Raw genomic sequence first — 20269 nt, 5'->3', positions numbered from 1 at the left:
TCAACCCTCGTATTGCCTGGTCTTACCGCCGTTTTCCCGTGCCAACTCGATAGCCGCGGGGTGCAGATCCAAAGCGCTGGCATGGCTGTTGGCCAACGCTTCCGGAAGCTCGACAATGATGTCGTCCGGCCGGTAACGGGTTTCCCCGATGGTGATAGCTGCCAATACCCGTGCCGTTACCAATGCGAACTGCTCAGTGGAGGTTGTTTCGGATTTGATGGACTGTACTTCCGGATCGCCGGTGCCTGCTGGCCCTTCGGTAGCTGTCGGATTGGTCTCGGCAGGTACAGACTGCGCTTCGTCTGCTGGCGTCTCGTTGATCTTGTTTGTTTTCGGGGGCATGGTGTGCTCCATGAAAATGCCCGGCCAGTGCCGGGCTACGGGGTTGTCACCTTAAGTGGCACTGTTCTGATAGGCCTTTACTGCGCCGCCAACGTCCAGCAGATTGCCACCGGAGCGCATGAAGGCCACAAACCCTACCTGACCTTTGAGGGTGTATTTGGAGTCGGTCATGCGGTACAGAGTGAGGTCCATCACATCGCGGATCAGATACTTGCTGAAGTCACCGAACAGGATCGACTTCTTGCCAGCCCCCATCGGGTCCATGTTCTGGTTGATGTTGATGGTGCGGCCAAGCAAGCGATCCGGTGCGCCACCGGGATTGCCTTGCTCATAACCAGGCACGAAGATCGGGCGGCCTTTGTCGTCCTTGATCTTGCGAACCACTTTCAGGGTATCGTCGTGCATCATCAGGCCGCAGCCAGGACGATAGATCGGGTCGACGCTATGTTCCAGATCGACCAGATCGTCATAGCTAACCGTGGTGGTTTGGCCTGTCGCAGCGGCTTTGCCCACGCCTGCTGCGGTCACCAGACCACGAGGTTGGCTCACACCGGTACCCAGCGTCTGGTGACGGTTCTGAATGCGCCACAGGCGCAGTTTCAGCAGGTTCTGGATGTAGGCTTCGATATCGATCATCGAGTCCTGCAGCAACTGGAACGGCAGGGCAATCGATTTGGACGAATACATGTACACACTCATGTTCGCCTGTCCGAAACTGGTGTCCTGCTCGGATGTTTCAGTGTTCTCGTTGATGATTTCACCTTCTTCCTGCGTCGCATCAGCAGTTGGGAACAACATCTGTGCACCGGTGCCGGTGCGGATGTAACTGGCGACTGCGCGGACACCACCCATCTGGTGCATGGCCTCAAGCAGCGTGCGAGAGAACTCAGTTGCTACGGTAAAGCCACCTTCAGTGCTGGTCGTTGTGGACATGGCTTGGCGCATTTCCGGCGTCTGACGCGCAGCAGACGCTTGCAGCTGCGAGGGTGTCAGTGCCGACATGCCGCCAGTCAGCATGGCGCGCAGTGCTGCCGATTCGTCTGATTGACCGCCGTGGCGAGTGGCTTGGTTCAGCGCATGCTCGTGCTCGGCCTGCTCGTCGCCAGCGATCTGGTTCAGACGGTTTTCACGGGCGATATCGTTGTCGATGGCCTCGATCTCGACAAGGATGGCATCGAGTTTTTCGCCCTCTGCGGCCGGCATGCGCTGATCTGCCGGGTACTTGTTGTTCAGGTCTTGCGCCTCGCGGGCTTTCGCGTCACGGCGCGCGCGCAGTTGAGCCAGTTTGCTCATGGGGTTTCCTTTCGTGGCATAAAAAAAGCCACCCGGGCAGGGTGGCTGTGTACTGGGCGCGAGGCGCGCGTCAGAGTCGGGAGTGCAGGGCGAGGCGTTGCAGTTGCCGCGCCCTGTGTGCTTCTGGCAGATAGATGGTTTGTTCTGTCGGCTCAGCCGGTTCCTGCGGTGCCGGATTGGTGCCGGCAGCTGCTGCTGGGGCATTACGGTAAGCGCTCAGCACCCAGTCGCGGCCAGCCTTGGCTGAAGCCTTCACTGCCGGCAGCACTTCGTCGATAAAACCAGCGGCAAGCGCATCGTCAGCGTTGAACCAGGTCTCCTGATTACACCACTCGATGATCTGATCGCGCGGCTGGCCGGTGCGGCCAACATAGCGGTCGTACATCGAGTTATCGCAGTTGCGCAGCAGCGCGACGACCTTCTCCAGATCGTCGGCGTTGCCAATTGCCAGTGTCCAGGTGTTGTGGATCATGTACTTGGATCCGGCCGTGGCCACCACGCGATCGCAGGCGCAGGCCAGGCTGGTGGCGGCGCTGGCTGCATAGCCTTCGATCTGCATGGTGATCTGCGCTGGATGCTCGCGAAAAGCTTGGCTGATGGCTTCTGCCGCGAAGACGTCACCGCCGGGGCAGTTGGTGTACACCGTGATTTCATCTGCCTTCAGGGCACGCAGCGCTGGTACCAGGTCTTGCGGGCAGACACCGCCCCACCATTCTGCCGTGACACGGTCGCCCACAATAGGGTCATACAGGTAGAGAGCGGCTTGGCCATCTTCCTGCGTGATCTTGCTCTGTATCGGTTCGAACGGTTTACGGTTCTGTGCCAGTAGCTGCAGTAGTCGGTTGCGCATCGGCACCTCCATTGGTTATCAGGTTGTCGTTCTCGGGCATGTTCTCGCGCTGCCGGATCTCGTTGGCATCCATGAATGGCTGTTCGCCGGCGCGGCCCAAGGCGATGCGATAGGCTTCGAAGCGGGTTTTCAGGTCGGCACGTTCCAGTGCGGCCACGATGTGCTCCACAAAGTAGCGCTCACGCATTGGCCACAGCTTGCGGTTCAGCTCTTGCGCAATGGGGGTCAGGTGTCGTTGCAGGGTGTAGCGAACAAAACCAATGCCTTGGCTTTCGATGCCGGCACCCCAGCTGGTGGTTTTTTCAGTATGGCCAACCATGCTAGGTGGCACCCCCAGAATCCGGCAGACTTCCTCTACCGTGAACAGTCGGGTGGCAAGAATTTCCGCATCCTTACTGTTAACCGATAGCTGCGCTGGCGTCAGGCCGCCATCCAGAATCAACGGTCCGCGGCCACCGTTCTGCAGGCGGCTAATCAGGCTGGCCTTGAGCAGGTCGAGCTGGTCCTTTTTCAGTTTCTGCTCGGTCTTCAGTGCATAGTCGAACTGCGCACCCTCGGAGAAGAAGCGGCCAGTGAAGCGTTGGCCTGCTAGCGCAGTACCGACGGCTTCACGCGCAGCATAGGTAATAGGGCTGGGGCTGAGCAGACCGTCAAATCCCATGCTGGGCAGGTGGATGATGTCCGAACTGTCCAGCGTCTGTATTTGCTCACCAGGCGGGGCTACGCGGTACAGCACGCGGCCGTTGTGCTTGAAAGGCTGCACGCTGTGCGGGTGCAGAGGCTCCCAGCCTATAACCCGGCTGCTGGCCGGATTGGGCCTGATCAGCCGAGCAAAGCCGTCGCCGTAGAACAGCTTGGCGCTGATCATGTATTCCCAGGCAGCGTACGAAGTCCAGTTCTCGCAGGCCTGTTCATTGAACATGTACCAGTAGGGATGGTCTGCCTTGTCTGGTCCGCGGTCACCGCGCTCGTAAATGCCTAGGGGCAGGGAAGCAATGGCCCCAGCGATCAGCGATACGCAGCCGTAGACAGCAGACACGCGCATCGCGGTCTCTTTGGTTACCGACTCGCCGGCGCTGCTACGGGCGCTGGCACCCAGCAGGTTAGCCAGCTCGCCAAAGCCCAAGCTTGAGGATTCGACCGTGTTTTCGCCCAGCGCCACCAGGCCGGCGCGTTCTGCCGCACCCTCGCGGGAAGCGATCCAGTCCGCCAGCACGCGAGAGCCGTACTCGCCGGTGCTTACTGTGATGGTTGCTGTATTCATAGTGTGTAGATACTTGGTCCATTACGTGCTTCAGGATTGAGTGCCATCAGCTGCACCGCGTTGAAGAGAGCCATCAGTGGGTCAATCTTGGCTGTTCCACTTGCCTGCTTGGTGATCAGGATGGCGTTGCCTTTCGGTTCTACCCGGGCGTTGCCGACACACCATGACATCATCGGGCTGGCATCGTGCACCAGCACTCCTTCGGCCAGCTTACGTTCGGTGGTTTTGATGGCACCGCCCAGCTTCCAGCCTTGGCTGATGCCAATGACTTTCTCTTGTGGCACTTCGGCACCGACCAAGGCATCGAGGATGGTGCCGACGCCGACCGGATCGAGCCCTGCCTTATCAAGCAGGTCGTACTGTTCAATCTGAGCTATGTAGCCGGCCAGCTCTTCCACGTCCTCACCGATGCGATTTACCAGCGTGAGATGACCATCGCGGGCGAAGTCGCGCAGTGCGGGGGCAATTTCCTTGCGGCGCTCCAGTACGGATGGATGCGCCCATGCGTGCATCCATCCGAGCCATTCGCCGCTTTCCGCATCGCGGCCAACAACGGCCAGACCCAGCAAGTCATCCAGACCGCCTCCGTCGATGCCGGCAGTGATGACCTCGCTGCGCTTGATGATCTGCTCCAGCGTCAGACCTCGTCGGCCTTGTTGTAGCCAGAAGTCGGCACCGGCCCAGCGGTCAATCCGCAAGGCGAGTCCGATTTCTACGTTGAGGTGCTTGGCCAGAATCTGCTGAAATGTGCCATCAGTCTTGTGTTGATTCTTGCGCAGCTGATCGGACAGCCATTCACTGCTAACCGATCGGCCCAGGTTAGGGTTGGTGATGTGGAAGTTCTCGGGCAGTAGGTAGCCCTTGTCCTTCAGGATCTGTTCGGGGAACTCATAAAGCACACCGAGCGATCGCGGGTCATGAATTTTGCCGTCCCGCACGTCGCGGAAGTAATGCAGCTTGTCGCGGAATACACCGGCAGGCGGCTCGTCGCTTTGCGTGGTGAGGTAAATCACCCAGCCTTCTTCGCGGGAGATCTGGCCACCCAAGGCCTCGATAAACATGGCTTCGGCGCCGGACTTCTTGCCAAACAGCCAGTGCTCGTCCACCAAGATACGACCGGACTTTTTGCCTGAAACCGTATCAGTGTCAGCCGCCACAACTTTCATGCTTGCTCGTGTCACCCTGTGGGTAATGGTGCGCAGATGATCCTGAACATGGAAGAGGGCGGAGAGCTCTTCGTCCGCTCGAACCATGCCAGCTGCCGGCTTGAAGCTGTTGTCGGCAACCTCCTTGGTCGGTGCCAGGATCAGGTGCTCTTCGTCAGTGCGCCAACACAGGATGACCGCTGTCAGCATGATGCCGGCGGCGATGGTGGATTTGGTGTTCTTCTTGCTAATCAGCAAATAAAACTCACGGATTAGCTGCTTGCCAGTTTCGGTGTCGTACGCGCCAAAGATCGCTGCCACAAAGTCGAATACCCACTCATCGCTGCACTCGCCAAATGTCGGCTGGCCTGGCAAGTCAACGACCTTCAGTGCCTTGAAAATCTCTAGTGCGTAGGCGGCCGAGTCTGTATAGATGGGCGGCGGGATAATGGACTGACGTTTGATCAACCGGTCTGCCCAGTCAGGGCAGGCAGTTGTCCATTCGGGTGCACCCATTACTTACCTCCCACGACTTTCAATGGTGGTGGCGGAGCAGAGAAGCGACCGCTGACTTTGCCTGCCGCCTCCTTGCGCTCATCCTTCTTGCCGCCGTCGCCTTTCTTGACATGGGTGTACTGAACGGCAGCGATAGCCGCTCGGACTTGGATATTGCTAGCGGGGATTTGACCCAGCGCGATTTGCTGCAACAGGGTCAGCATATCGGTATCGCTTGCTACTGGATGTGCTTGGCCATTTGCTGATTTCTTTTCGGCTTTGGGTTTTCTGCCTGCACCGGCGCGAGCCCCGCCAGCATTGGCGCGCGGGCCGCCACTCCTGCCTTTTGCGCCTGCCATTTGCTGATTTCCTAATTGAAAAAGGGAAAAAAATCTGCGCGTGAGAATACGTGCGGTCTAGAGGGGTGGGGTACCCAGACTTTTGATACCCCCCCTCACTCATCAGGTCTGTTGAGCCATGGCAGGAATGCCCCGTGCCAGCCCATGGGGGACCGTTACAGGACGACCTCAACGACTGCTGACGTTCTCCTCGCGTTGCTTCTCGCCGCTATGGCAGGGCACGCATAGCGCCTGCCAGTTGTGCCTGTCCCAGAACAGCCGTTTGTCACCTCGATGAGCAATGACGTGATCGACCACATTGGCCGCAACCACCAGGCCGTGAGCCTCGCAGCGCACGCACAGCGGATGTTCGGACAGATACTGTTTTCGGGCCTTTTGCCAATCGTAGTCATAGCCACGCTGACGAGCAGTCATGCCCTTGGTCCGCCAGCTACCTGCCTGCATGGTAGGTACGCGCTCATCTCGCACCACTTGCAGATTGGGCTTCAGCGTCTTGAGTCGGGGCATGAACCTCAGTCCGTAAAAGTTGGGCGGAAAACGCACAATTTCGCAAATTCTCATGGCATTGCCATATCATATTGGCGGGGGCATGAGGGAGCGATAAAGCATGAGCCAGACCAAGGTTCTAAGATTTGAAGATAACGATGAGGCCTACCAAGCATGGTGCGCGGCAAATCCGAGTGGTTATGTTGTAAACACTAGAAGACGGCCTAGTGATGCTTACAAGGTGCTACACCGAGCAGGCTGTAACACGATCAGGAATGCAACAAATTTCACTACCGGGGATTACATCAAGTTCTGCTCGCTATCTGAAGCTGCGCTATTTCTTGAAATGGGTAAGAGTGAATACGGTCAACCAGGCTTCAGCAAACGTTGTGCATTCTGCTGTAAAGAGAGGGAGTCCGAATTCGATCGTTACAGGCAACAGCTGGACAAACAGGTTCAGCTGTCACGGCATGACTCAGATCAGTCCCGTCTTGATCGTTTGGCGAAAGCTAAAAAAAAGCCAGAACGCAGACTGGTTCTGACTTATGTCTATGATCGTAACCCTGATGTGGTTGCTCAAGTGCTTTATCGTGCAAATGGACATTGTGAGCATTGCAAGCAATCCGCACCGTTCAGGAGAGGATCTGACAACACTCCATATCTGGAAGTGCATCATAAGAAGCCACTATCACAAGGTGGGGACGATACTGTCGACAATGCCGAAGCGTTGTGCCCTAACTGCCATCGGATGAAGCACTTTTCCTGAGTAGGCATAGCTCAACCACCACGCCGTCAATATAACTTACCCTTGGATTTATTGGGTTTGAAGCTGGCTGATTTCATATATGCCGAAAGTGACAGGTATGGTTGTGAATCGATTTGTGTTAGGCCCTCTGCTAGCGACATCCTCATCCAATGCTTGAGCCACGCGCTCAGTCGACGAGCCAGAGCTGAGGGAAGAAAACACCCGCCAGGAGCTCGCCAGCGGCCTGACGCTAAATGAAGCAAACAAGGCCAGTCTGAAGGTCTACATGGAGACCTAGGCACCCGGATCGAAGAATACGACAAGGTGCTGAGAACCTGCTGCCCGGCGCAGGCGCACCGAGCAACTACGGACAGGACAATGCAGGGGTGTTTATGGGAGGGTAGAGTTTGCTTTATCCGGCATGGCAATGCGCTTTAGCACGGCTCTAATTGCTTAATGGCATTTCTGCATTCAGTCTCTAGTAGGCGATAGTAATAGCTGCTCAACTTGCCGTCTCGATTTTTTGCCTCTAGGTTTAATCGCATAGAAACTGTTTCCAGCCAGTCTATCTCGCCTTTGAGTTTGGTATTAAACTCTAGGTGACAGTATCTTGATTTGAATGTATTGGCCATTTTTATGATGTCTTTGTTTTGCAATTTAGACAGGTTGGTTATAAATTCATTAACATCAATGAATTTTAATATTGGAGTGGAGTAGTATTCATTGTTGCTTGAATTGGATAGTTTAATTTTCTCGCTAAAAATTTCTAAATCAGTGGTCATGAGATTGACTAAGTTCAGTGCTTTTTCTGCTAAGTATTTTTCTGCATTTTTTTCTTGAGCTTGTTTAATGTAAGTAACGAGTGAAGCGAACTCTGTAGTTTCATTGCAGCTGTATGCCATGGTGTATGAGCTATTCCCAATTCTCCCAATATTCTCTGCAAGAATGTTATTCTCTGCTAAATGATCTACATATTTTTTGGCATCTTCAACAATGGTTTTCTTGTCAATACTAATTAGCCCTGCATCGGAAAGTAGCAGTTGCATTCCAAAAACGTGCAATACAATACGCACGTCTTGATAACTATGGTTTTGATATAGTTGCATTACCTCTTTAAGCACTGTTTCGAATTCGGTATCGCTCAACTCGGATAGGTGCCACAGGAGCTGCCAGCTTGGAGTGTTATGTTTTTTAAAATATTTACTGCCTTCGATTGCCTTAATTGCACAATCCTCATCAACAATGCCTTTATCAAAAAATAAGTGCCAAAACTCTTCAGATGGAAATAGGTCGATATTGATTTTGTCCTTGTACTTTTCAATTGCATTGTCAATTTCTATATCATTGCTTGTTCTTGTGTCTGTGTTCCCAATGGTTCTGGACATAAATCTAGCCATACTTTGTGATGATATCCCTATGATGTCACTGTGTTTCAATTTCCCCGCTCTTGTCTCAAGGGATAGAAAAAGGTGAGATTCTAGAATGTGGTCAATTATTATTTCATCAAGCTTTTTGCTTTCATTGAGACGCTTGTGTACTCTTTCGAAGTCAAGTAATGACTGCTTCAGGTGCCTAAAGTTATTGTATCCAGCAGATTGATATATTTCCTTTATTTTCTCGAACTTTCTGCAAAGATAATAATGCGATGTGTTGCATGTATTTCTGTCTGTAAAATCAGCTATCGCAGAATCAAAATCGGAAGCAAAGCCAAAGCGCTTGCCAATGACTTTATCTTTTATCTCATTGTATGGTTTATTGTATGTTGATTTTGTGTTTTTTAATTCTTCCTCATTGGCCATGAGAATGCACTTCATGCCTTCGTGCTCAACAAAGTGATTAATATATCCAAGCAGTTTGTCAGCGCTAATTTCACTTCTCTCTAGGTCATCAAATATAAAGATATGCTTGTCGACATCATTGAGATAGTCAGGTAGTTTGATATCAGGGATGCCTACACTGGCTGTGCCATCATCTTTTCCATCACCATCCAGGTCAAATTTGAATGTAGCCTTGAATGATCCTTTAATTATCCTTGCGCCGAGTTGTGTTACTTTATGGGATAATACTGGATGAATGGCTTGAAAAATGGCTTCGTCAATTTCTTTAGTTGATGCTGTCCCGTAAAGTGAAATATAAATTGCTTTAATTTTTCTTTCATGTAATTTTTCATGATACTTTTTTATGAACCATGTTTTTCCTGCTCCCCACGAACCATCAATCATAACGCCGTATTCTGGCGATTTTTCTAGGGCGCAGTAGTAGTCTAGAAACTCTTCTATATGTTTATTTTTTTGTGAAATCATATATTTATATCTCTCTTTTAAGTATTTTGGCCAGAAAACTGGGAAGCAGAAAACGGTGGCAGATCACACAGCCCCGTTTTCGCCTAAATCAAAAGCCGCCCTTGGGCGGCTTTTGATCATCCATATAGTTACGACACTTTTTCGTTAAACATCCGACGATGGTGCGCCAGAAACGCAGCCTGTTCCGGGCTGAACTTGCCGACATTCAGCGCCGTCGGGATCGCCCACTTCTTCAATACTTCACGGTCCAGCCGTGGCGATACCAGTAAATCTCCATCATCAGTAAACGAAATCAGATGCTTGTCAAAGAGATGGTCCACATGCGGGGCAAGCATCAGTCCGTTAAAGTCACTCAACTTTTCCTCATCACTGCTAAACCGCCAAGCCTTGATATGGCTCGCACACAGGTGTGTCGGGTCGTCAATGCCGGTTATACGACAGCGCTTTTCAATACGCAGTACTCCCCGCCGGAAAATACCCTGGCCTCGCCTGGCCTGAATCAGATCAGTAATTTGCGTCGGGCCAATATCCTTGCGTGCTCCGATCTTTTCTTCGGTCTTCTCATCATCTATATAACCCTGATCAATCTCAGGTGCTGACTCATCATCCTTAGTCCAGATGGCAAGTGCCGTACTGCCAGATGGAGTAGGGCCTTGCAAAAATCGCGTGATGTCTTCAACAATTGGGGCCAGTTGATGAAACGCCTGCACTTCAATCTCGACGCCGCCCGAAGGGCGAGAAACAAGCTTGGTGATAACACCGCCAAATAATTCCCGTGGGTAACCATGCTGCACCACTTGATTCGGCAGCAACAAGAAAATCGCATCCCCGATACTGATACGATCTTTCGCAACCTTCCAGTATCCGGTCTTTCTCTGCGCAAGAAGCCTGCGATTCTGCTTATCCAGGTCAGCATTATTTCGCATTCCCGTTACCAAAAAGGCATTTGGGCAATCCGTAAATCTTAGGTCACTTCGGTATGCTTGAATATTCATCCGTACATTTCTCGGGTGCAAAGGTCGTTCATCTGCGCGTGACTGGGTAGTCACCACGGGTGTTCATCAATGAATTGAACCAGCAATAATGTTGTTAAGCAGCCTGCCCAAACCACCCCGAGGCCTCCCGCTTGAACAGCAACACCAGGATATAAATCTGAATGGGTATCAGAACAATCGATACTGCCACATCCGCAGCCGGCATTTCTGTAGCCATACCGCCAAGCATCAGCAATAGCGATATACCCGTCACTACGGTATACACCCAACGTGTCGGGTTACTGCCTTTGGCAAGCTTGTATGGAAACATGCAAAAGAGGGCGTAAATCAGGATGTTGAGTACAAACTCGCCCATCGAAACAGCGCCAATCCACTTGTTCACCAGCGCGGCCAGTACAGACAGTGCAATGGTGATCCAGATCCACAGAATCGCCTGAGAAACAGCCTTGGGCATTGCGTGTCCTTTATCTCGATAGTCAGTAACAAACACAAGGCGGCCATGAAGGCAGTGCCTATACGACCGGCAATGCTATTTCAGTATGCAAATCTCATCAATGCATGCCTGGTCTTTCATTGTGCTCAGTCAATCTCAGACAAGCAAAAGCCCCGATGACTAAAGTCACCGGGGCTGTTCCAGATTCAACGCCCCCGTTTTCTCTGAACAAATTCATACTAGATAATATGCAATAAAGATGTTGGGCATTTTATGAAAATTTAATTTCTTTGTGTTAACTGCAAGTTCAAGGGTACTAACGCATACCCTTTGGCCACTCTTCGCCCCGGGCCCTCTCGCTCGCGCAAGCTGCTTCCCACCTTGCCCTGCGCCTGCATTTTGACCAGAACACTCATGATCTCGGCTTTCTCGTAATGAAAGTCGAGTGCAGCCTCCAGTTCGCCCAGGAACATCGGGCGAGAGGCATCGGCCAGTATCTCGCCGAGCTTTGCGGCCAACCCGTTGCCTCTGGGTCGTTTCATGCAGCCTCCCGGTGATGGCGGCGCCAAAGCTTGCCAAAGCTCACGGTTGCCGCGCAGAGCACGGTATCAAACGAAGCAGGGCGCATTCCCAGACGGCGAGCGATGTTTTCATCAGACAGGTGCGGCCAATGTACATGCCGTGCTCGCAAGACCAGCTTTTCCTGATCAACCAGGGTATTGACCAGTCGTTCTGCAGTCTCGCCGGCTTTCTGGTCGTACCTGAAGCGGAAGCGTTTCTCTGCATCATCAGCGTGTACAAAGCGGCTTGGATCCTCAGCCCATCGCTTCTCGATGCCAGCGCATGTGCGGCGCCAATTGCCCGTATCCACGGCCCAGGCGCCCCAGTGTTTCAAAGCTGCTGCAGGTTCAATCATACTTCCTCGGCAAAAAGTGATTTCATGCGGCCAACAATGGATAAGACAGCGGCTCCAGTCCGTCATCCATCCCCGTATCAACCAGCCAATGCACCGACGCCGCCACAGGCTGAATCCGAACATGCACCCCCGGCACCGCGGCATAGCGCTTCACCATCAACAAGCCGCACACCTGCACGTCGTCGTGCCAGACAACCCCGTTGATCCCGTCAAAAATCGCCTTCACCACGTTATCCGCGTCCGGCTTCTTCGTCGGCAGCAACACCCCGCGCAAAGCCTCTGCCTGTTTCTTCTTTGACCAGCTGGCCGGTACCGGCAGCAGAATCGCCATTACGACCTCAACCGGCCCGTCAAAGAGTGGCATGCCGGCCATGGCCTGTCGGGCAGCCAGTGCAACCAGGCTCTCATAGCTGGCCGTTTTCTCGGGCGTATACATCCGGGCAAACTTGCCACCACGGGTAGACACCTTCGGTCGACCTTTGCCCACCGGTGCCCCGGGCACCGTAAAACGAACAATCCTGTTCATGCGGCCAACCTTTCAGCCTGATCTTTTTCCCACTCGGCCAACACCCGACGCTTCAGCGCCTCGACATCCTCGCCACGCGCCAGCGCCTTGGCGTAGGCCGTCTGCCGGTCACGCTTGAACAAGCGTGCCAGCAAGCGCGCCTCGCAACACTCGCAGCCCTTGATGTACAGCCCCTTGCTACGCTGGGCGCAACCTTCGCATTGCAGACTCATGCGGCCTCCTGATCTTCGTCATTGGCCGGTGCCGGCAGATAGTTCGCCAACATGGCCGGAATGGACTGGCGAGCATTTAGCAATGCCTCGGCGGCCAACTTTGCGCCATAGCTCGATTGCGGCAAGCCGCGCTCGATCCTCCGCGCAATCTCCAGTGCCCAATCCAGCCGCTGGCCATGGTTAGTGCTCCGCACAACCTTGCGAACCGTTCCTGTCACTGTCTGCAAATGCTGGGCAGCCCGTTCGCGGTCCAGCTCGGTAATGCGGGCAGGAGGCAAGGCAGTAAACTGGTTGCTGGGCATGGCGCCGTAATCGCGCGTGCAGGCGGCAGTAATGAACTCATCGGCAGAGGGCGGAAACTTGAACCGGCAGCGCAAACCATGCTCGATGTCCTGTTGCGACAGGTCTCGTAACTCGTGCGCCCAGACATCCATCGCTTCCAGCAAGCCTAGATCCTTGCCGGCATTCGGCTGGTTCTCTGGCACATAGCGGCCGGTACGAAACTTGTCCACGAAAGCATTGCCAAAACGGCCGCGCAGACTGCGGAAAATCATTGCCACCACCTCGTAGGGCAAGGGTGGGCGGGAATCAGCTCTCGATTGCATGGTTATCTCCAAGGCCGCTCAGGGCCGAAGCAGGTGGGTTCAGATACTGGCTGCCGACGCCCAGCGTATCGGCAGCACTGGCAATGGCATCCAGACGCGACAGTCGTGCTTGCGCCGGCTGCTGGTCGCGGCCATTGCCGAAGTTACGGCTACGGCGCAACCACATCTCGAACTCGGCATTCCAGTCAGCAGACAGCTTGCCCTTGCTGCGGGCATTGGCCAGGAACATTCCCAGTTCGTTTCGCAGATCCAGATTCATGTTCAGTGCAAGGGCACGGTGCGAGGGTGAAGGGGACAGATCTTCCGGTGCGCTGGTTTTCTCGACACCTGTCCCCGTGTCCCCGTTGTGCGCGTCCCTCTCTAACGAACGTAGTGAGTTAGATATATCCCTGTCCCTATCCCTGTCCCTTGGATCGGGTTTCCCGAGGGACAAATCAGGGACAGCATCATCATGTCCCTTGTCGGAAATGGCCTTCTCCTCGGGGACACCCTCAATCTGTCTCGGGGACATCGCTGCCATGTCCCTAGGGACAAAACCGGCTTGTCCTCGGGACAGCCACTCTTCAAACGCAGGCGGGTTGTAGGGACACTTCTTCCGCTGGCACTCCTTCTTCAATCGCGCACACTCGGTTTTCCAGCGCTGCAGCAACTTCGATTGCCAGGCATCTGCAGCTTTCTCGGCAATCACCGGGTGATACAGGCGGCCATCGCTGCACTTCACCCAGCCATGCAAAGCCTCCTCGCGGATCTTCTGCCACTCCTTCACTACGCGGCCAAAGCCGGCAAGGCGGGCCAGCACTACATCATCATCAGGCAGGCTGGCGGCCGGCACCTGATGCCAGCTCGCGCACCACAGCAACAAGCCGGCTCGAAAAGCCTCGGCATCAGAAATCGCCGCAAAATCACTGTCACGCAAACGCACGACATCCAGCGGCATGAAGGCGAAGTCGCGCAGATCGCACCCTTCAGGCGTCAGGGGCAGGGGATTCATCTTCACCCCCTCGCCGCGGCACGCACGGCAATCAATAGCGGAATCAGATCATCCAGCTCGCTCGCAATCGCCTGGCGCTCTTGCGCATCCAGTCGCTGATCCGTCAAACCTTTGGCCGTGGTGTGTATCGTCACCCCGAACTTGGCCAGCATCAGCTGGGCATGTTCCACCAGTTCGCGCGAGCTAACCTCCAGCACCCGCTGCTCAACGGCAATGCGGCCAACCTTCAGTGCAATCGCGTTCACGGCGTAGTCCAGCCCCAGCAGTTCGATCACATCAAGCAGCTCGATCGCTGTTGGCTGGTGATCGCCATTGTTCGGGTTGAACTTGGTGGCAAACGTGCGCTCGTCTTTACCCAGCTGACGCGCGACATCGGACAAACCGCCTTTCTCACGAGATTGCATCTGGATCAAACCGAGTACTTCTCGGTGGCGTGCTTTGCCATCCAGGATGTTGGGGTTTGACATGTAAGTGTCCTTTCAGTGTTGCGTGGAGGTCAGGCGGCCTTGCAGCTAGGCTTGGTAATGGCGCGGGTGACGAGTTGGCTTGGGTTATTGGCATTGATTACGCGGCTGATCAGGCTGCCTGCAATTCAGGCCAGCACTCAAGCCAGTCAGGGCGCAACTCTTGCCGGGTGACCTGCTTGTCAGACTCGCGCTCGATTGATACGCACAGCGGATGCCCAAGAAGTTGTTTGGTGCTGATGGCTTTGCGAAGGTATCCGACGGTTGTGCCGCATCGGATTGCAAATGCAGCTTGATCGTGAGGTGACAAGCCGTTCAGGTATGTGCGCAGGTCCATTTCAGCCTTTCAGGCAAGTAGAAATGCACAAACATTACCAAACAGTAATGTTAATTTCAATACCTTTTGGTGTTTTACCTTCTGGTATATATTTGGGAAACTTGCCGGATGGATACAGTACAGAACAGAAGAGCACGCCTGCGCGCTTGGATCGAGGAGCGTTGTGATGGCAGCCAAGCCCAATTTGTTGGAGCTACTGGCATTAATCAGGGCGAACTCTCCGGACTTTTACGAGCCAAATCTTTTGGCGAGAAGAAAGCGCGCAGTCTGGAGATTGCGGCAGGCATGCCCACAGGATGGCTGGATCTTGCTTCTGATGATCAGCTGTCTGCTGCGCTTGGCCCGGCAGTCCAGACACCATTGCGTCCAGTTGTTGTCGTCGAGACAAGTGAGCAGGTGCCAGAAGGCATGATCGCCGTGCCGCGCTACACCGTAAAAGCCTCGGCTGGCCATGGCGAGCCAGTGCTGGAAATCGATACCGAAGGCCAGCCAAATTACTGCCGCTCCGGTTGGGCGCTGCGAAATGGCTACAAGCCTGAAGGGCTGTTTTCGATTGTTGCGGCCGGCGACAGTATGGAACCGACCATTCCGAATGGCGCGAGCCTCATCGTTCACCGCCAGCAAGAGATCGTTAGCGGCAAAGTGCATGTCATTTGCCGTGGTAACGAGTGCTATGTGAAGCGCTTGTATAAGCAGATGGATGGTTCGGTGCTGGTCAGATCAGACAATCAGCAGACCTACAAGGATGCGATTGTCCAGGCTGAAGATCCGGATGTGCTGCATGTTGTGGGGCTGGTGGTGTCGGTGAGCTTTAATTTATAACAGGAAGCCCATGCTTCAGATCGTCGAAGTACAGTATCAGTCTGACCAAGGCATGTCTGGCCCGTATGTTTGCAAGGCAGAAGATGGTCATCGCTACTTTGTAAAAGGGCGGCACTCTGGACGTGAAAGCCAAGTGTGTGAGCTGCTTGGTTGGCACTTGGCGACTGCATTTGGCTTGCCAGTGCCGCCAGGGAGCATGCTTGAAATGAGTGAAGATCTCTTTGACGAACTTCCGCGGGAATTGCGCGGCATTGGCCAAGGGATATTTTTTGGATCGCAAGAAGCTCCCTCTGCCAGGTGGTTCGAGTTGGCTGATACGGGTTGGGCAAAGCGAGATTTTCGCCGGGATTTATTGGTTTTTGATTACTGGGTCTGTAACGAAGATCGCGGGAGTCACAATCCAAATCTGCTTTTTATGGACGATGAGAAAAAGATAATTGTCATCGATCATAATCGAATTTTTGCCAAGGGCATTGCAGATTCCGAGTTGGTGTCAGATCATATTTTTGCGGATGAATGGCCCTCTATTGTGGGTGATCTCGCCAGTCAGGCGGAGTACGCCGATCGCCTTGCGGGGGCATTGCTAGCCTGGCCGGAAGCCTGTAATAATATCCCTCCTGCTTGGTCATGGGAGAATGACGAGCAGGATATACCGGTGGACTTCAATATCCAGCAAGCACATCAAAAACTGTGCAGATTCAATAACCTTAAATTCTGGGAGGCACTATGACTAAGTTGGCATGCCGTTACGCCATCGTCCAGTTTATGCCATATCCGGAAACAGGTGAATTTGCCAATGCCGGCATCGTACTTGCTTGCCCTAAGACCGGATTCTTTTCCTATCGTTTGGAGAGGAAGAAGTACGCTAGGATCACTGGCTTTTTTGAAGAGCTCCATGCCAGCGTGTACAAAGATGCACTTGGCCATTTTGAAGCTGAACTGGCTCGCGTCGCGCATTTGCTCTCCACGAACTATGCTTCACCAGACATCGTTCGAAATCTGTTTGACCATTTGGTTCTTCCTCGTGAAGCGATTGTACGTTTTGGTGGCACAAGAGCCATTATGGTCGAATCTCCGGCTCTGGCCGTTGATCAGCTGTTTGAGCACTATGTAAGCCGTAAGTTTGCTAGTAAAGAGTATCAAGAAACCAATCTTGCCAAGCGAGTAGCTGGGCTGGTCAATTCGCTGGATCTGACGATGCCATTTCGAGAAGAACGACTTGGTACAGAGGATTACGCGGTGACGTTCCCGCTGGTTCAGAGCACAAAAGACGGAGAGGCTTTGAAGTTGATTAAGCCACTGTTTCTTGGGCAGGAAGAGCCCAATAAGATCTACCAGCATGGAGATGGGTGGCTCGCCAAGGTCCGTCGACTGCGTTCTCTGAAAGCACTTCCAGAATTGGTCTTGTTTGCGATCAAGCAACCAGATGATGCGTATCCAAGGCGAGTGGAGGCGGCCTACAACATCCAGAAAGAATTGCTGACATTGGGTGTTCAGGTAATCGACACTTCGGAGCAAGATAAACTATTGAGTTTTGCCGCCTCTTAAAAAAACCCGCTCCGGCGGGTTTTTTATTACCTCGCCTCGAAAAGTCATTGTGCATATAATGGCGGCTTCATTTTTGCGATAAACATAAAGTATGAAGCTGCTTACATCCACTCTTTTGCTACTTGCGGCAAACGTTGCTTTCGCCGCTGATGACATTGCATGCCGGGTTGTTGGGGTTAGTGACGGAGACACGCTCACATGCCTCTCGGCCGAGAAGCGTCAGATTAAAGTCCGCTTGGCTCAGATTGATGCGCCTGAGAAAGACCAAGCATTCGGGCAAAAGTCGAAGCAGGCTCTGTCTGATCTGGTTTATGGCAAGCAAGTTATCCTGAAACCAGAAACCACTGACAAATACGGCCGCACGGTTGCCAAGGTGATGGTTGGCGAAAATGATGCCAACCTTGCGCAAGTTAAAGCGGGTATGGCATGGGTTTATGCCCAGTATGCTAGTGATCAGGCTTACTTTAACCAGGAAAAACAGGCGCGTAGTAGTCGAGCAGGGTTATGGTCAGATTCGAACCCTATCGAGCCTAGCAAGTGGCGGCGTGGTGAACGTGGCAATGCCAGCCGCGGCAATGATGTTGATCCAATCCAGCACGCGGCAAGCAAAAGACAGAGCAGCAAGTTTTCATGTGGAGGCAAAACGGTTTGCGGCCAAATGAATAGCTGCGAAGAGGCAAGGTTTTATCTTAACCAGTGCGGCCTAGGGCGCTTGGATAGAGATAAGGACGGAGTGCCATGTGAATCAATCTGTCGATAGTAAGAGCCCGCTTCGGCGGGTTTTTTTGCGGCTGTGCAACGGATGTTCAGTGTTGTCACGTTAGAAAAGTACCAAGTGGTGATGTAAATCAGTTGCAGCAAGCAAACGAAAATTACCATTTAGTATTGACATAAAAATACCAAACAGTAATACTTCAGCCATCAGCACCCCACACGGTGCATGGCTCTTAAACAATTCACGATAACGGCCCCCGACCGGCGCAGTGCTGCAGGCAAGCAGACTGCAAATCGGGGCAGCCGTCAGCACACTATTCGGATATGGCCAGCGGGACTGCGCGATGAAGCGGAGGCAGTCAGCGGGGAGGCTCAGGGAGCCAAGACGTAGAGGAGGGGTAGGGATAAAGTGCTGACGGTAGCTTGTCGCTCAAGCGAGCGACAACATGAATGGCGGTTGTCCGGATTGGGACTCGATAGCCGCCATCCATGTTGGCCACCAGCAGCGCCCGAGCACCGCTGCATGCAACCATCAGGCTCACGCCTGACAGTCACGGAGCAATAAATCCACACCCTGCTTCAAGGGAGTGGTGGCCGACTACTAGTAACAAGAAGTCTAGAGCAGCCTCACAGCAGCGGCCTAATCGACTAAGGCGACTGATTAATTATGGTGCTTTCTTCGGATGATTTCCTGCAAACCAAGAAAGTGCTGCTTGAAGCGTGGTCATGCGATTCCATTGTGCATCATCAATCGGGCGATCCAGCTGTAAGGAAGTAGCCAGCCAGGCAGGATGGGTAAGAGAGCCAACAACCTCGGTGTCGTTGGTCGCTATGGAGTTGATTTCGTCTTGTATCTGTTCTGGTTCTAGATTTGTCGAGCGTTTACGTATTTCCAAGTAACGAGAAAGCTGACGCTTTGCCTCAGCAGATTTTGCACCTGGCTGGTAGGTAATTTGAATTGCTGCCAGGAAGGCCACGAACAAGCCATTGGCTGTAGGGGTGCCGACGTTAGTTGCAACGGCCGTACCCAGAAATAGCTGAGCAAAAGTACAAAACCGATCCAGTCTTCCAAATAGGACGCTGTGCATCTGTTCAATAAGAATGGAGTAAGTCAGGTTGAATTCCGCTTCATCGCGTTCCATCGGCAATCCTATTTCTTGGTTGGTGGCGGTGGTGGTGTTCTGGGGGCATGGTTGTTGATTCGATCATGACTGGCCGGCCCGGCGGGACGAGGGGCTGGAGCAGGGGTGCGAGGAGCGTGTCCAGTAGGTTTTCTGTCAAAAGGCATTTCTCTCTCCGTGGTTGATGACGTCTGCAAATTGATTCTGCCACGGCGACTGGTCCACGTCACGGGCCACCCGATTTTTCGTATTTGTTTCTCCTCGTTGATCCTTGCCCCGCCTCGTGCGGGGTTCTTTTTTTCAGAGGTACCGCCATGAATAACATCCTGCTTTTTCCCCTCTGCGCCAGCAGCCCGAGCGATATCGAAGCCCGCGAACAGGAAACCGGTCGCGTGGCGGTACGTCAGCGTGGCAGCAAAAACATCATCCGCCTGATTCCGCAGTATCAGCTGCGTATCCGCGAGGTTGGCCGCAAGGTCGCCGTTTCTTTCGAATCAGATTGTCCGGGGGCAGCATGATCCTCGCCAAGAAGGCAGCCCAGCGCGCCAAAGAAGTCCAGATAGCCCGAGCCATCGCACTCGGGCTTTTTAACGACCGCCAGCCAAGCAAGGCAGAGATTGCCCGACACAAAGCCCGAAATGCGATCGAGGCGCGGCGCTGGCAACAGGAGGCAAAGCAATGAACGCCAAGGAAGCCCTCGCCGGCCTTTGCGCTCTGGCGCTGTTCTACGGCCTGATGGCCATCATTCAACTGTTGGAGCAACTATGAGCGACCCTGTTATGACCGACCTGAGCAGTCACGTGAAAGCCCAGGGTGAAGCCGAGCTGGCGCAACTCGCCCTGGAGCAAGAAGCCGCCCTCCAGCTGGCTGACCCGCAGCGCCGCCTGCAACTGGGCGAGTCATTCCTCGAATGCCTGGCAACGGGCACTGGCGACAAAGAGCAAGCCGCCTGGCGAGAGTGTCATCGCTGGCTGGGTGATCGTTGCGGCATATGGCTCTCCACCCATGCCCATTGGGCATTCAGCATCAGCAGCACCTTCACCGGCGCGGCCATCGCCCGCGGGCTGATCGAGGCCGTCTACGAGTCTCAAGAGCCTGCGGTACAAGATCAGCTGCACGAGCTGGTGGCCAGCCTGCTGCAGTTGATCGCAGAGGGTGATGCCATTATCAGACGTCAGTACCCCGTACTGTTCGCACAGGCCCAGGCATGGCTGGCTTTGATTGCCGAAGCACAAATGATGAAGCAGGCAGCCTGATCGCCCCCCAGACACACCCGCCGCTGGCGGGTTTTTTCATGGAGTAA

27 protein-coding genes are annotated in these 20269 nt (G+C 53.8%); 8 read left to right on the top strand and 19 right to left on the bottom strand.

What is annotated here, in order from left to right:
- The 7 genes from ACZ9W6_RS13765 to ACZ9W6_RS13735 form a co-directional block, all read right to left on the bottom strand.
- A complete protein-coding gene (locus tag ACZ9W6_RS13765; protein WP_465191735.1) occupies positions 1 to 342 on the bottom strand; it encodes a hypothetical protein in 342 nt (113 codons plus the stop codon).
- 51 nt (positions 343 to 393) lie between these two features.
- Complete coding sequence (locus ACZ9W6_RS13760) at positions 394 to 1635, bottom strand: phage major capsid protein (protein WP_465191734.1); 1242 nt, start codon at positions 1633 to 1635, stop codon at positions 394 to 396.
- Between the two features lie 70 nt (positions 1636 to 1705).
- A complete protein-coding gene (locus ACZ9W6_RS13755; protein ID WP_465191733.1) occupies positions 1706 to 2485 on the bottom strand; it encodes a head maturation protease, ClpP-related in 780 nt (259 codons plus the stop codon).
- Positions 2445 to 3749 (bottom strand): phage portal protein, encoded by a 1305-nt coding sequence (locus ACZ9W6_RS13750; RefSeq protein ID WP_465191732.1) that lies wholly within the window; start codon positions 3747 to 3749, stop codon positions 2445 to 2447. Before ACZ9W6_RS13750 ends, ACZ9W6_RS13755 begins: the two co-directional genes overlap by 41 nt.
- Entirely contained in the window at positions 3746 to 5410 is a 1665-nt protein-coding gene (locus tag ACZ9W6_RS13745; protein WP_465191731.1) for a terminase large subunit, read from the bottom strand. The genes ACZ9W6_RS13750 and ACZ9W6_RS13745 overlap by 4 nt, the downstream gene beginning before the upstream one ends.
- Entirely contained in the window at positions 5410 to 5748 is a 339-nt protein-coding gene (locus tag ACZ9W6_RS13740) for a hypothetical protein (RefSeq protein WP_465191730.1), read from the bottom strand. Before ACZ9W6_RS13740 ends, ACZ9W6_RS13745 begins: the two co-directional genes overlap by 1 nt.
- A 168-nt stretch (positions 5749 to 5916) precedes the next feature.
- A complete protein-coding gene (locus tag ACZ9W6_RS13735) occupies positions 5917 to 6255 on the bottom strand; it encodes an HNH endonuclease (RefSeq protein WP_465191729.1) in 339 nt (112 codons plus the stop codon).
- A 100-nt stretch (positions 6256 to 6355) separates the two neighbouring features.
- Between ACZ9W6_RS13735 and ACZ9W6_RS13730 the strand changes: the two genes are divergently transcribed.
- On the top strand, positions 6356 to 7000 hold the full coding sequence (locus ACZ9W6_RS13730) for an HNH endonuclease (protein WP_465191728.1): 645 nt from the start codon (positions 6356 to 6358) through the stop codon (positions 6998 to 7000).
- A gap of 413 nt (positions 7001 to 7413) precedes the next feature.
- On the opposite strand, the gene ACZ9W6_RS13725 is transcribed toward ACZ9W6_RS13730, so the two are convergent.
- The 11 genes from ACZ9W6_RS13725 to ACZ9W6_RS13675 form a co-directional block, all read right to left on the bottom strand.
- On the bottom strand, positions 7414 to 9282 hold the full coding sequence (locus tag ACZ9W6_RS13725; RefSeq protein WP_465191727.1) for a P-loop NTPase fold protein: 1869 nt from the start codon (positions 9280 to 9282) through the stop codon (positions 7414 to 7416).
- 128 nt (positions 9283 to 9410) lie between these two features.
- Positions 9411 to 10277 (bottom strand): HNH endonuclease, encoded by an 867-nt coding sequence (locus ACZ9W6_RS13720; protein ID WP_465191726.1) that lies wholly within the window; start codon positions 10275 to 10277, stop codon positions 9411 to 9413.
- A 94-nt stretch (positions 10278 to 10371) separates the two neighbouring features.
- Positions 10372 to 10731: a hypothetical protein gene (locus ACZ9W6_RS13715; RefSeq protein WP_465191725.1), complete on the bottom strand. Its 360-nt coding sequence runs from the start codon at positions 10729 to 10731 to the stop codon at positions 10372 to 10374.
- A gap of 260 nt (positions 10732 to 10991) precedes the next feature.
- Complete coding sequence (locus ACZ9W6_RS13710; protein ID WP_465191724.1) at positions 10992 to 11252, bottom strand: hypothetical protein; 261 nt, start codon at positions 11250 to 11252, stop codon at positions 10992 to 10994.
- Positions 11249 to 11626 carry a hypothetical protein gene (locus tag ACZ9W6_RS13705; RefSeq protein WP_465191723.1) on the bottom strand — a complete coding sequence of 126 codons (378 nt, stop codon included), beginning with the start codon at positions 11624 to 11626 and terminating at the stop codon, positions 11249 to 11251. Before ACZ9W6_RS13705 ends, ACZ9W6_RS13710 begins: the two co-directional genes overlap by 4 nt.
- A 22-nt stretch (positions 11627 to 11648) precedes the next feature.
- Positions 11649 to 12152 carry a RusA family crossover junction endodeoxyribonuclease gene (locus tag ACZ9W6_RS13700; protein ID WP_465191722.1) on the bottom strand — a complete coding sequence of 168 codons (504 nt, stop codon included), beginning with the start codon at positions 12150 to 12152 and terminating at the stop codon, positions 11649 to 11651.
- The gene (locus ACZ9W6_RS13695) at positions 12149 to 12364 is read right to left on the bottom strand and encodes a hypothetical protein (protein ID WP_465191721.1); all 216 of its coding nucleotides are present in this window, start codon (positions 12362 to 12364) and stop codon (positions 12149 to 12151) included. Before ACZ9W6_RS13695 ends, ACZ9W6_RS13700 begins: the two co-directional genes overlap by 4 nt.
- Entirely contained in the window at positions 12361 to 12969 is a 609-nt protein-coding gene (locus ACZ9W6_RS13690) for a hypothetical protein (RefSeq protein ID WP_465191720.1), read from the bottom strand. The genes ACZ9W6_RS13695 and ACZ9W6_RS13690 overlap by 4 nt, the downstream gene beginning before the upstream one ends.
- Positions 12953 to 13960: a DUF1376 domain-containing protein gene (locus ACZ9W6_RS13685; protein WP_465191719.1), complete on the bottom strand. Its 1008-nt coding sequence runs from the start codon at positions 13958 to 13960 to the stop codon at positions 12953 to 12955. The genes ACZ9W6_RS13690 and ACZ9W6_RS13685 overlap by 17 nt, the downstream gene beginning before the upstream one ends.
- Positions 13961 to 13962: 2 nt before the next feature.
- A complete protein-coding gene (locus ACZ9W6_RS13680; RefSeq protein WP_465191718.1) occupies positions 13963 to 14427 on the bottom strand; it encodes a phage regulatory CII family protein in 465 nt (154 codons plus the stop codon).
- Positions 14428 to 14536: 109 nt separating this feature from the next.
- Positions 14537 to 14761, bottom strand: coding sequence for a hypothetical protein (locus tag ACZ9W6_RS13675; RefSeq protein ID WP_465191717.1), 225 nt, complete (start codon positions 14759 to 14761; stop codon positions 14537 to 14539).
- Positions 14762 to 14869: 108 nt separating this feature from the next.
- Between ACZ9W6_RS13675 and ACZ9W6_RS13670 the strand changes: the two genes are divergently transcribed.
- From ACZ9W6_RS13670 to ACZ9W6_RS13655, 4 genes are all read left to right on the top strand, one after another.
- Complete coding sequence (locus ACZ9W6_RS13670; RefSeq protein ID WP_465191716.1) at positions 14870 to 15583, top strand: S24 family peptidase; 714 nt, start codon at positions 14870 to 14872, stop codon at positions 15581 to 15583.
- A 10-nt stretch (positions 15584 to 15593) separates the two neighbouring features.
- A complete protein-coding gene (locus tag ACZ9W6_RS13665; protein WP_465191715.1) occupies positions 15594 to 16313 on the top strand; it encodes a HipA family kinase in 720 nt (239 codons plus the stop codon).
- A complete protein-coding gene (locus ACZ9W6_RS13660; RefSeq protein WP_465191714.1) occupies positions 16310 to 17131 on the top strand; it encodes a DUF3037 domain-containing protein in 822 nt (273 codons plus the stop codon). The genes ACZ9W6_RS13665 and ACZ9W6_RS13660 overlap by 4 nt, the downstream gene beginning before the upstream one ends.
- Positions 17132 to 17222: 91 nt before the next feature.
- Entirely contained in the window at positions 17223 to 17891 is a 669-nt protein-coding gene (locus tag ACZ9W6_RS13655; protein WP_465191713.1) for a thermonuclease family protein, read from the top strand.
- A 619-nt stretch (positions 17892 to 18510) separates the two neighbouring features.
- Here ACZ9W6_RS13655 and ACZ9W6_RS13650 read toward each other — a convergent pair.
- The gene (locus ACZ9W6_RS13650) at positions 18511 to 18987 is read right to left on the bottom strand and encodes a hypothetical protein (protein WP_465191712.1); all 477 of its coding nucleotides are present in this window, start codon (positions 18985 to 18987) and stop codon (positions 18511 to 18513) included.
- A gap of 293 nt (positions 18988 to 19280) precedes the next feature.
- Between ACZ9W6_RS13650 and ACZ9W6_RS13645 the strand changes: the two genes are divergently transcribed.
- The 3 genes from ACZ9W6_RS13645 (at position 19281) to ACZ9W6_RS13635 (ending at position 20222) form a co-directional block, all read left to right on the top strand.
- Positions 19281 to 19484 (top strand): hypothetical protein, encoded by a 204-nt coding sequence (locus ACZ9W6_RS13645; protein WP_465191711.1) that lies wholly within the window; start codon positions 19281 to 19283, stop codon positions 19482 to 19484.
- Complete coding sequence (locus ACZ9W6_RS13640; RefSeq protein ID WP_465191710.1) at positions 19481 to 19648, top strand: hypothetical protein; 168 nt, start codon at positions 19481 to 19483, stop codon at positions 19646 to 19648. The genes ACZ9W6_RS13645 and ACZ9W6_RS13640 overlap by 4 nt, the downstream gene beginning before the upstream one ends.
- 82 nt (positions 19649 to 19730) lie before the next feature.
- Positions 19731 to 20222: a hypothetical protein gene (locus ACZ9W6_RS13635; RefSeq protein WP_465191709.1), complete on the top strand. Its 492-nt coding sequence runs from the start codon at positions 19731 to 19733 to the stop codon at positions 20220 to 20222.
- Positions 20223 to 20269: the final 47 nt, after the last annotated feature.

Source organism: Vogesella lacus (assembly GCF_979366295.1).
Note: the sequence above shows the minus strand (reverse complement) of the source record. Positions and strands in the feature narration are given on the sequence as shown.

Bases quoted from the DNA above. Each gene is read 5' to 3' on its own strand.
- ACZ9W6_RS13645 (WP_465191711.1), top strand. From the start codon at position 19,281: ATGAATAACATCCTGCTTTTTCCCCTCTGCGCCAGCAGCCCGAGCGAT.
- ACZ9W6_RS13765 (WP_465191735.1), bottom strand. From the start codon at position 342: ATGCCCCCGAAAACAAACAAGATCAACGAGACGCCAGCAGACGAAGCG.
- ACZ9W6_RS13665 (WP_465191715.1), top strand. From the start codon at position 15,594: ATGCTTCAGATCGTCGAAGTACAGTATCAGTCTGACCAAGGCATGTCT.
- ACZ9W6_RS13680 (WP_465191718.1), bottom strand. From the start codon at position 14,427: ATGTCAAACCCCAACATCCTGGATGGCAAAGCACGCCACCGAGAAGTA.
- ACZ9W6_RS13750 (WP_465191732.1), bottom strand. From the start codon at position 3,749: ATGAATACAGCAACCATCACAGTAAGCACCGGCGAGTACGGCTCTCGC.
- ACZ9W6_RS13760 (WP_465191734.1), bottom strand. From the start codon at position 1,635: ATGAGCAAACTGGCTCAACTGCGCGCGCGCCGTGACGCGAAAGCCCGC.
- ACZ9W6_RS13670 (WP_465191716.1), top strand. From the start codon at position 14,870: ATGGATACAGTACAGAACAGAAGAGCACGCCTGCGCGCTTGGATCGAG.
- ACZ9W6_RS13635 (WP_465191709.1), top strand. From the start codon at position 19,731: ATGAGCGACCCTGTTATGACCGACCTGAGCAGTCACGTGAAAGCCCAG.
- ACZ9W6_RS13755 (WP_465191733.1), bottom strand. From the start codon at position 2,485: ATGCGCAACCGACTACTGCAGCTACTGGCACAGAACCGTAAACCGTTC.
- ACZ9W6_RS13640 (WP_465191710.1), top strand. From the start codon at position 19,481: ATGATCCTCGCCAAGAAGGCAGCCCAGCGCGCCAAAGAAGTCCAGATA.
- ACZ9W6_RS13695 (WP_465191721.1), bottom strand. From the start codon at position 12,364: ATGAGTCTGCAATGCGAAGGTTGCGCCCAGCGTAGCAAGGGGCTGTAC.
- ACZ9W6_RS13675 (WP_465191717.1), bottom strand. From the start codon at position 14,761: ATGGACCTGCGCACATACCTGAACGGCTTGTCACCTCACGATCAAGCT.
- ACZ9W6_RS13705 (WP_465191723.1), bottom strand. From the start codon at position 11,626: ATGATTGAACCTGCAGCAGCTTTGAAACACTGGGGCGCCTGGGCCGTG.
- ACZ9W6_RS13690 (WP_465191720.1), bottom strand. From the start codon at position 12,969: ATGCAATCGAGAGCTGATTCCCGCCCACCCTTGCCCTACGAGGTGGTG.
- ACZ9W6_RS13745 (WP_465191731.1), bottom strand. From the start codon at position 5,410: ATGGGTGCACCCGAATGGACAACTGCCTGCCCTGACTGGGCAGACCGG.
- ACZ9W6_RS13740 (WP_465191730.1), bottom strand. From the start codon at position 5,748: ATGGCAGGCGCAAAAGGCAGGAGTGGCGGCCCGCGCGCCAATGCTGGC.
- ACZ9W6_RS13720 (WP_465191726.1), bottom strand. From the start codon at position 10,277: ATGAATATTCAAGCATACCGAAGTGACCTAAGATTTACGGATTGCCCA.
- ACZ9W6_RS13655 (WP_465191713.1), top strand. From the start codon at position 17,223: ATGAAGCTGCTTACATCCACTCTTTTGCTACTTGCGGCAAACGTTGCT.
- ACZ9W6_RS13735 (WP_465191729.1), bottom strand. From the start codon at position 6,255: ATGCCCCGACTCAAGACGCTGAAGCCCAATCTGCAAGTGGTGCGAGAT.
- ACZ9W6_RS13650 (WP_465191712.1), bottom strand. From the start codon at position 18,987: ATGGAACGCGATGAAGCGGAATTCAACCTGACTTACTCCATTCTTATT.
- ACZ9W6_RS13730 (WP_465191728.1), top strand. From the start codon at position 6,356: ATGAGCCAGACCAAGGTTCTAAGATTTGAAGATAACGATGAGGCCTAC.
- ACZ9W6_RS13700 (WP_465191722.1), bottom strand. From the start codon at position 12,152: ATGAACAGGATTGTTCGTTTTACGGTGCCCGGGGCACCGGTGGGCAAA.
- ACZ9W6_RS13710 (WP_465191724.1), bottom strand. From the start codon at position 11,252: ATGAAACGACCCAGAGGCAACGGGTTGGCCGCAAAGCTCGGCGAGATA.
- ACZ9W6_RS13685 (WP_465191719.1), bottom strand. From the start codon at position 13,960: ATGAATCCCCTGCCCCTGACGCCTGAAGGGTGCGATCTGCGCGACTTC.
- ACZ9W6_RS13715 (WP_465191725.1), bottom strand. From the start codon at position 10,731: ATGCCCAAGGCTGTTTCTCAGGCGATTCTGTGGATCTGGATCACCATT.
- ACZ9W6_RS13660 (WP_465191714.1), top strand. From the start codon at position 16,310: ATGACTAAGTTGGCATGCCGTTACGCCATCGTCCAGTTTATGCCATAT.
- ACZ9W6_RS13725 (WP_465191727.1), bottom strand. From the start codon at position 9,282: ATGATTTCACAAAAAAATAAACATATAGAAGAGTTTCTAGACTACTAC.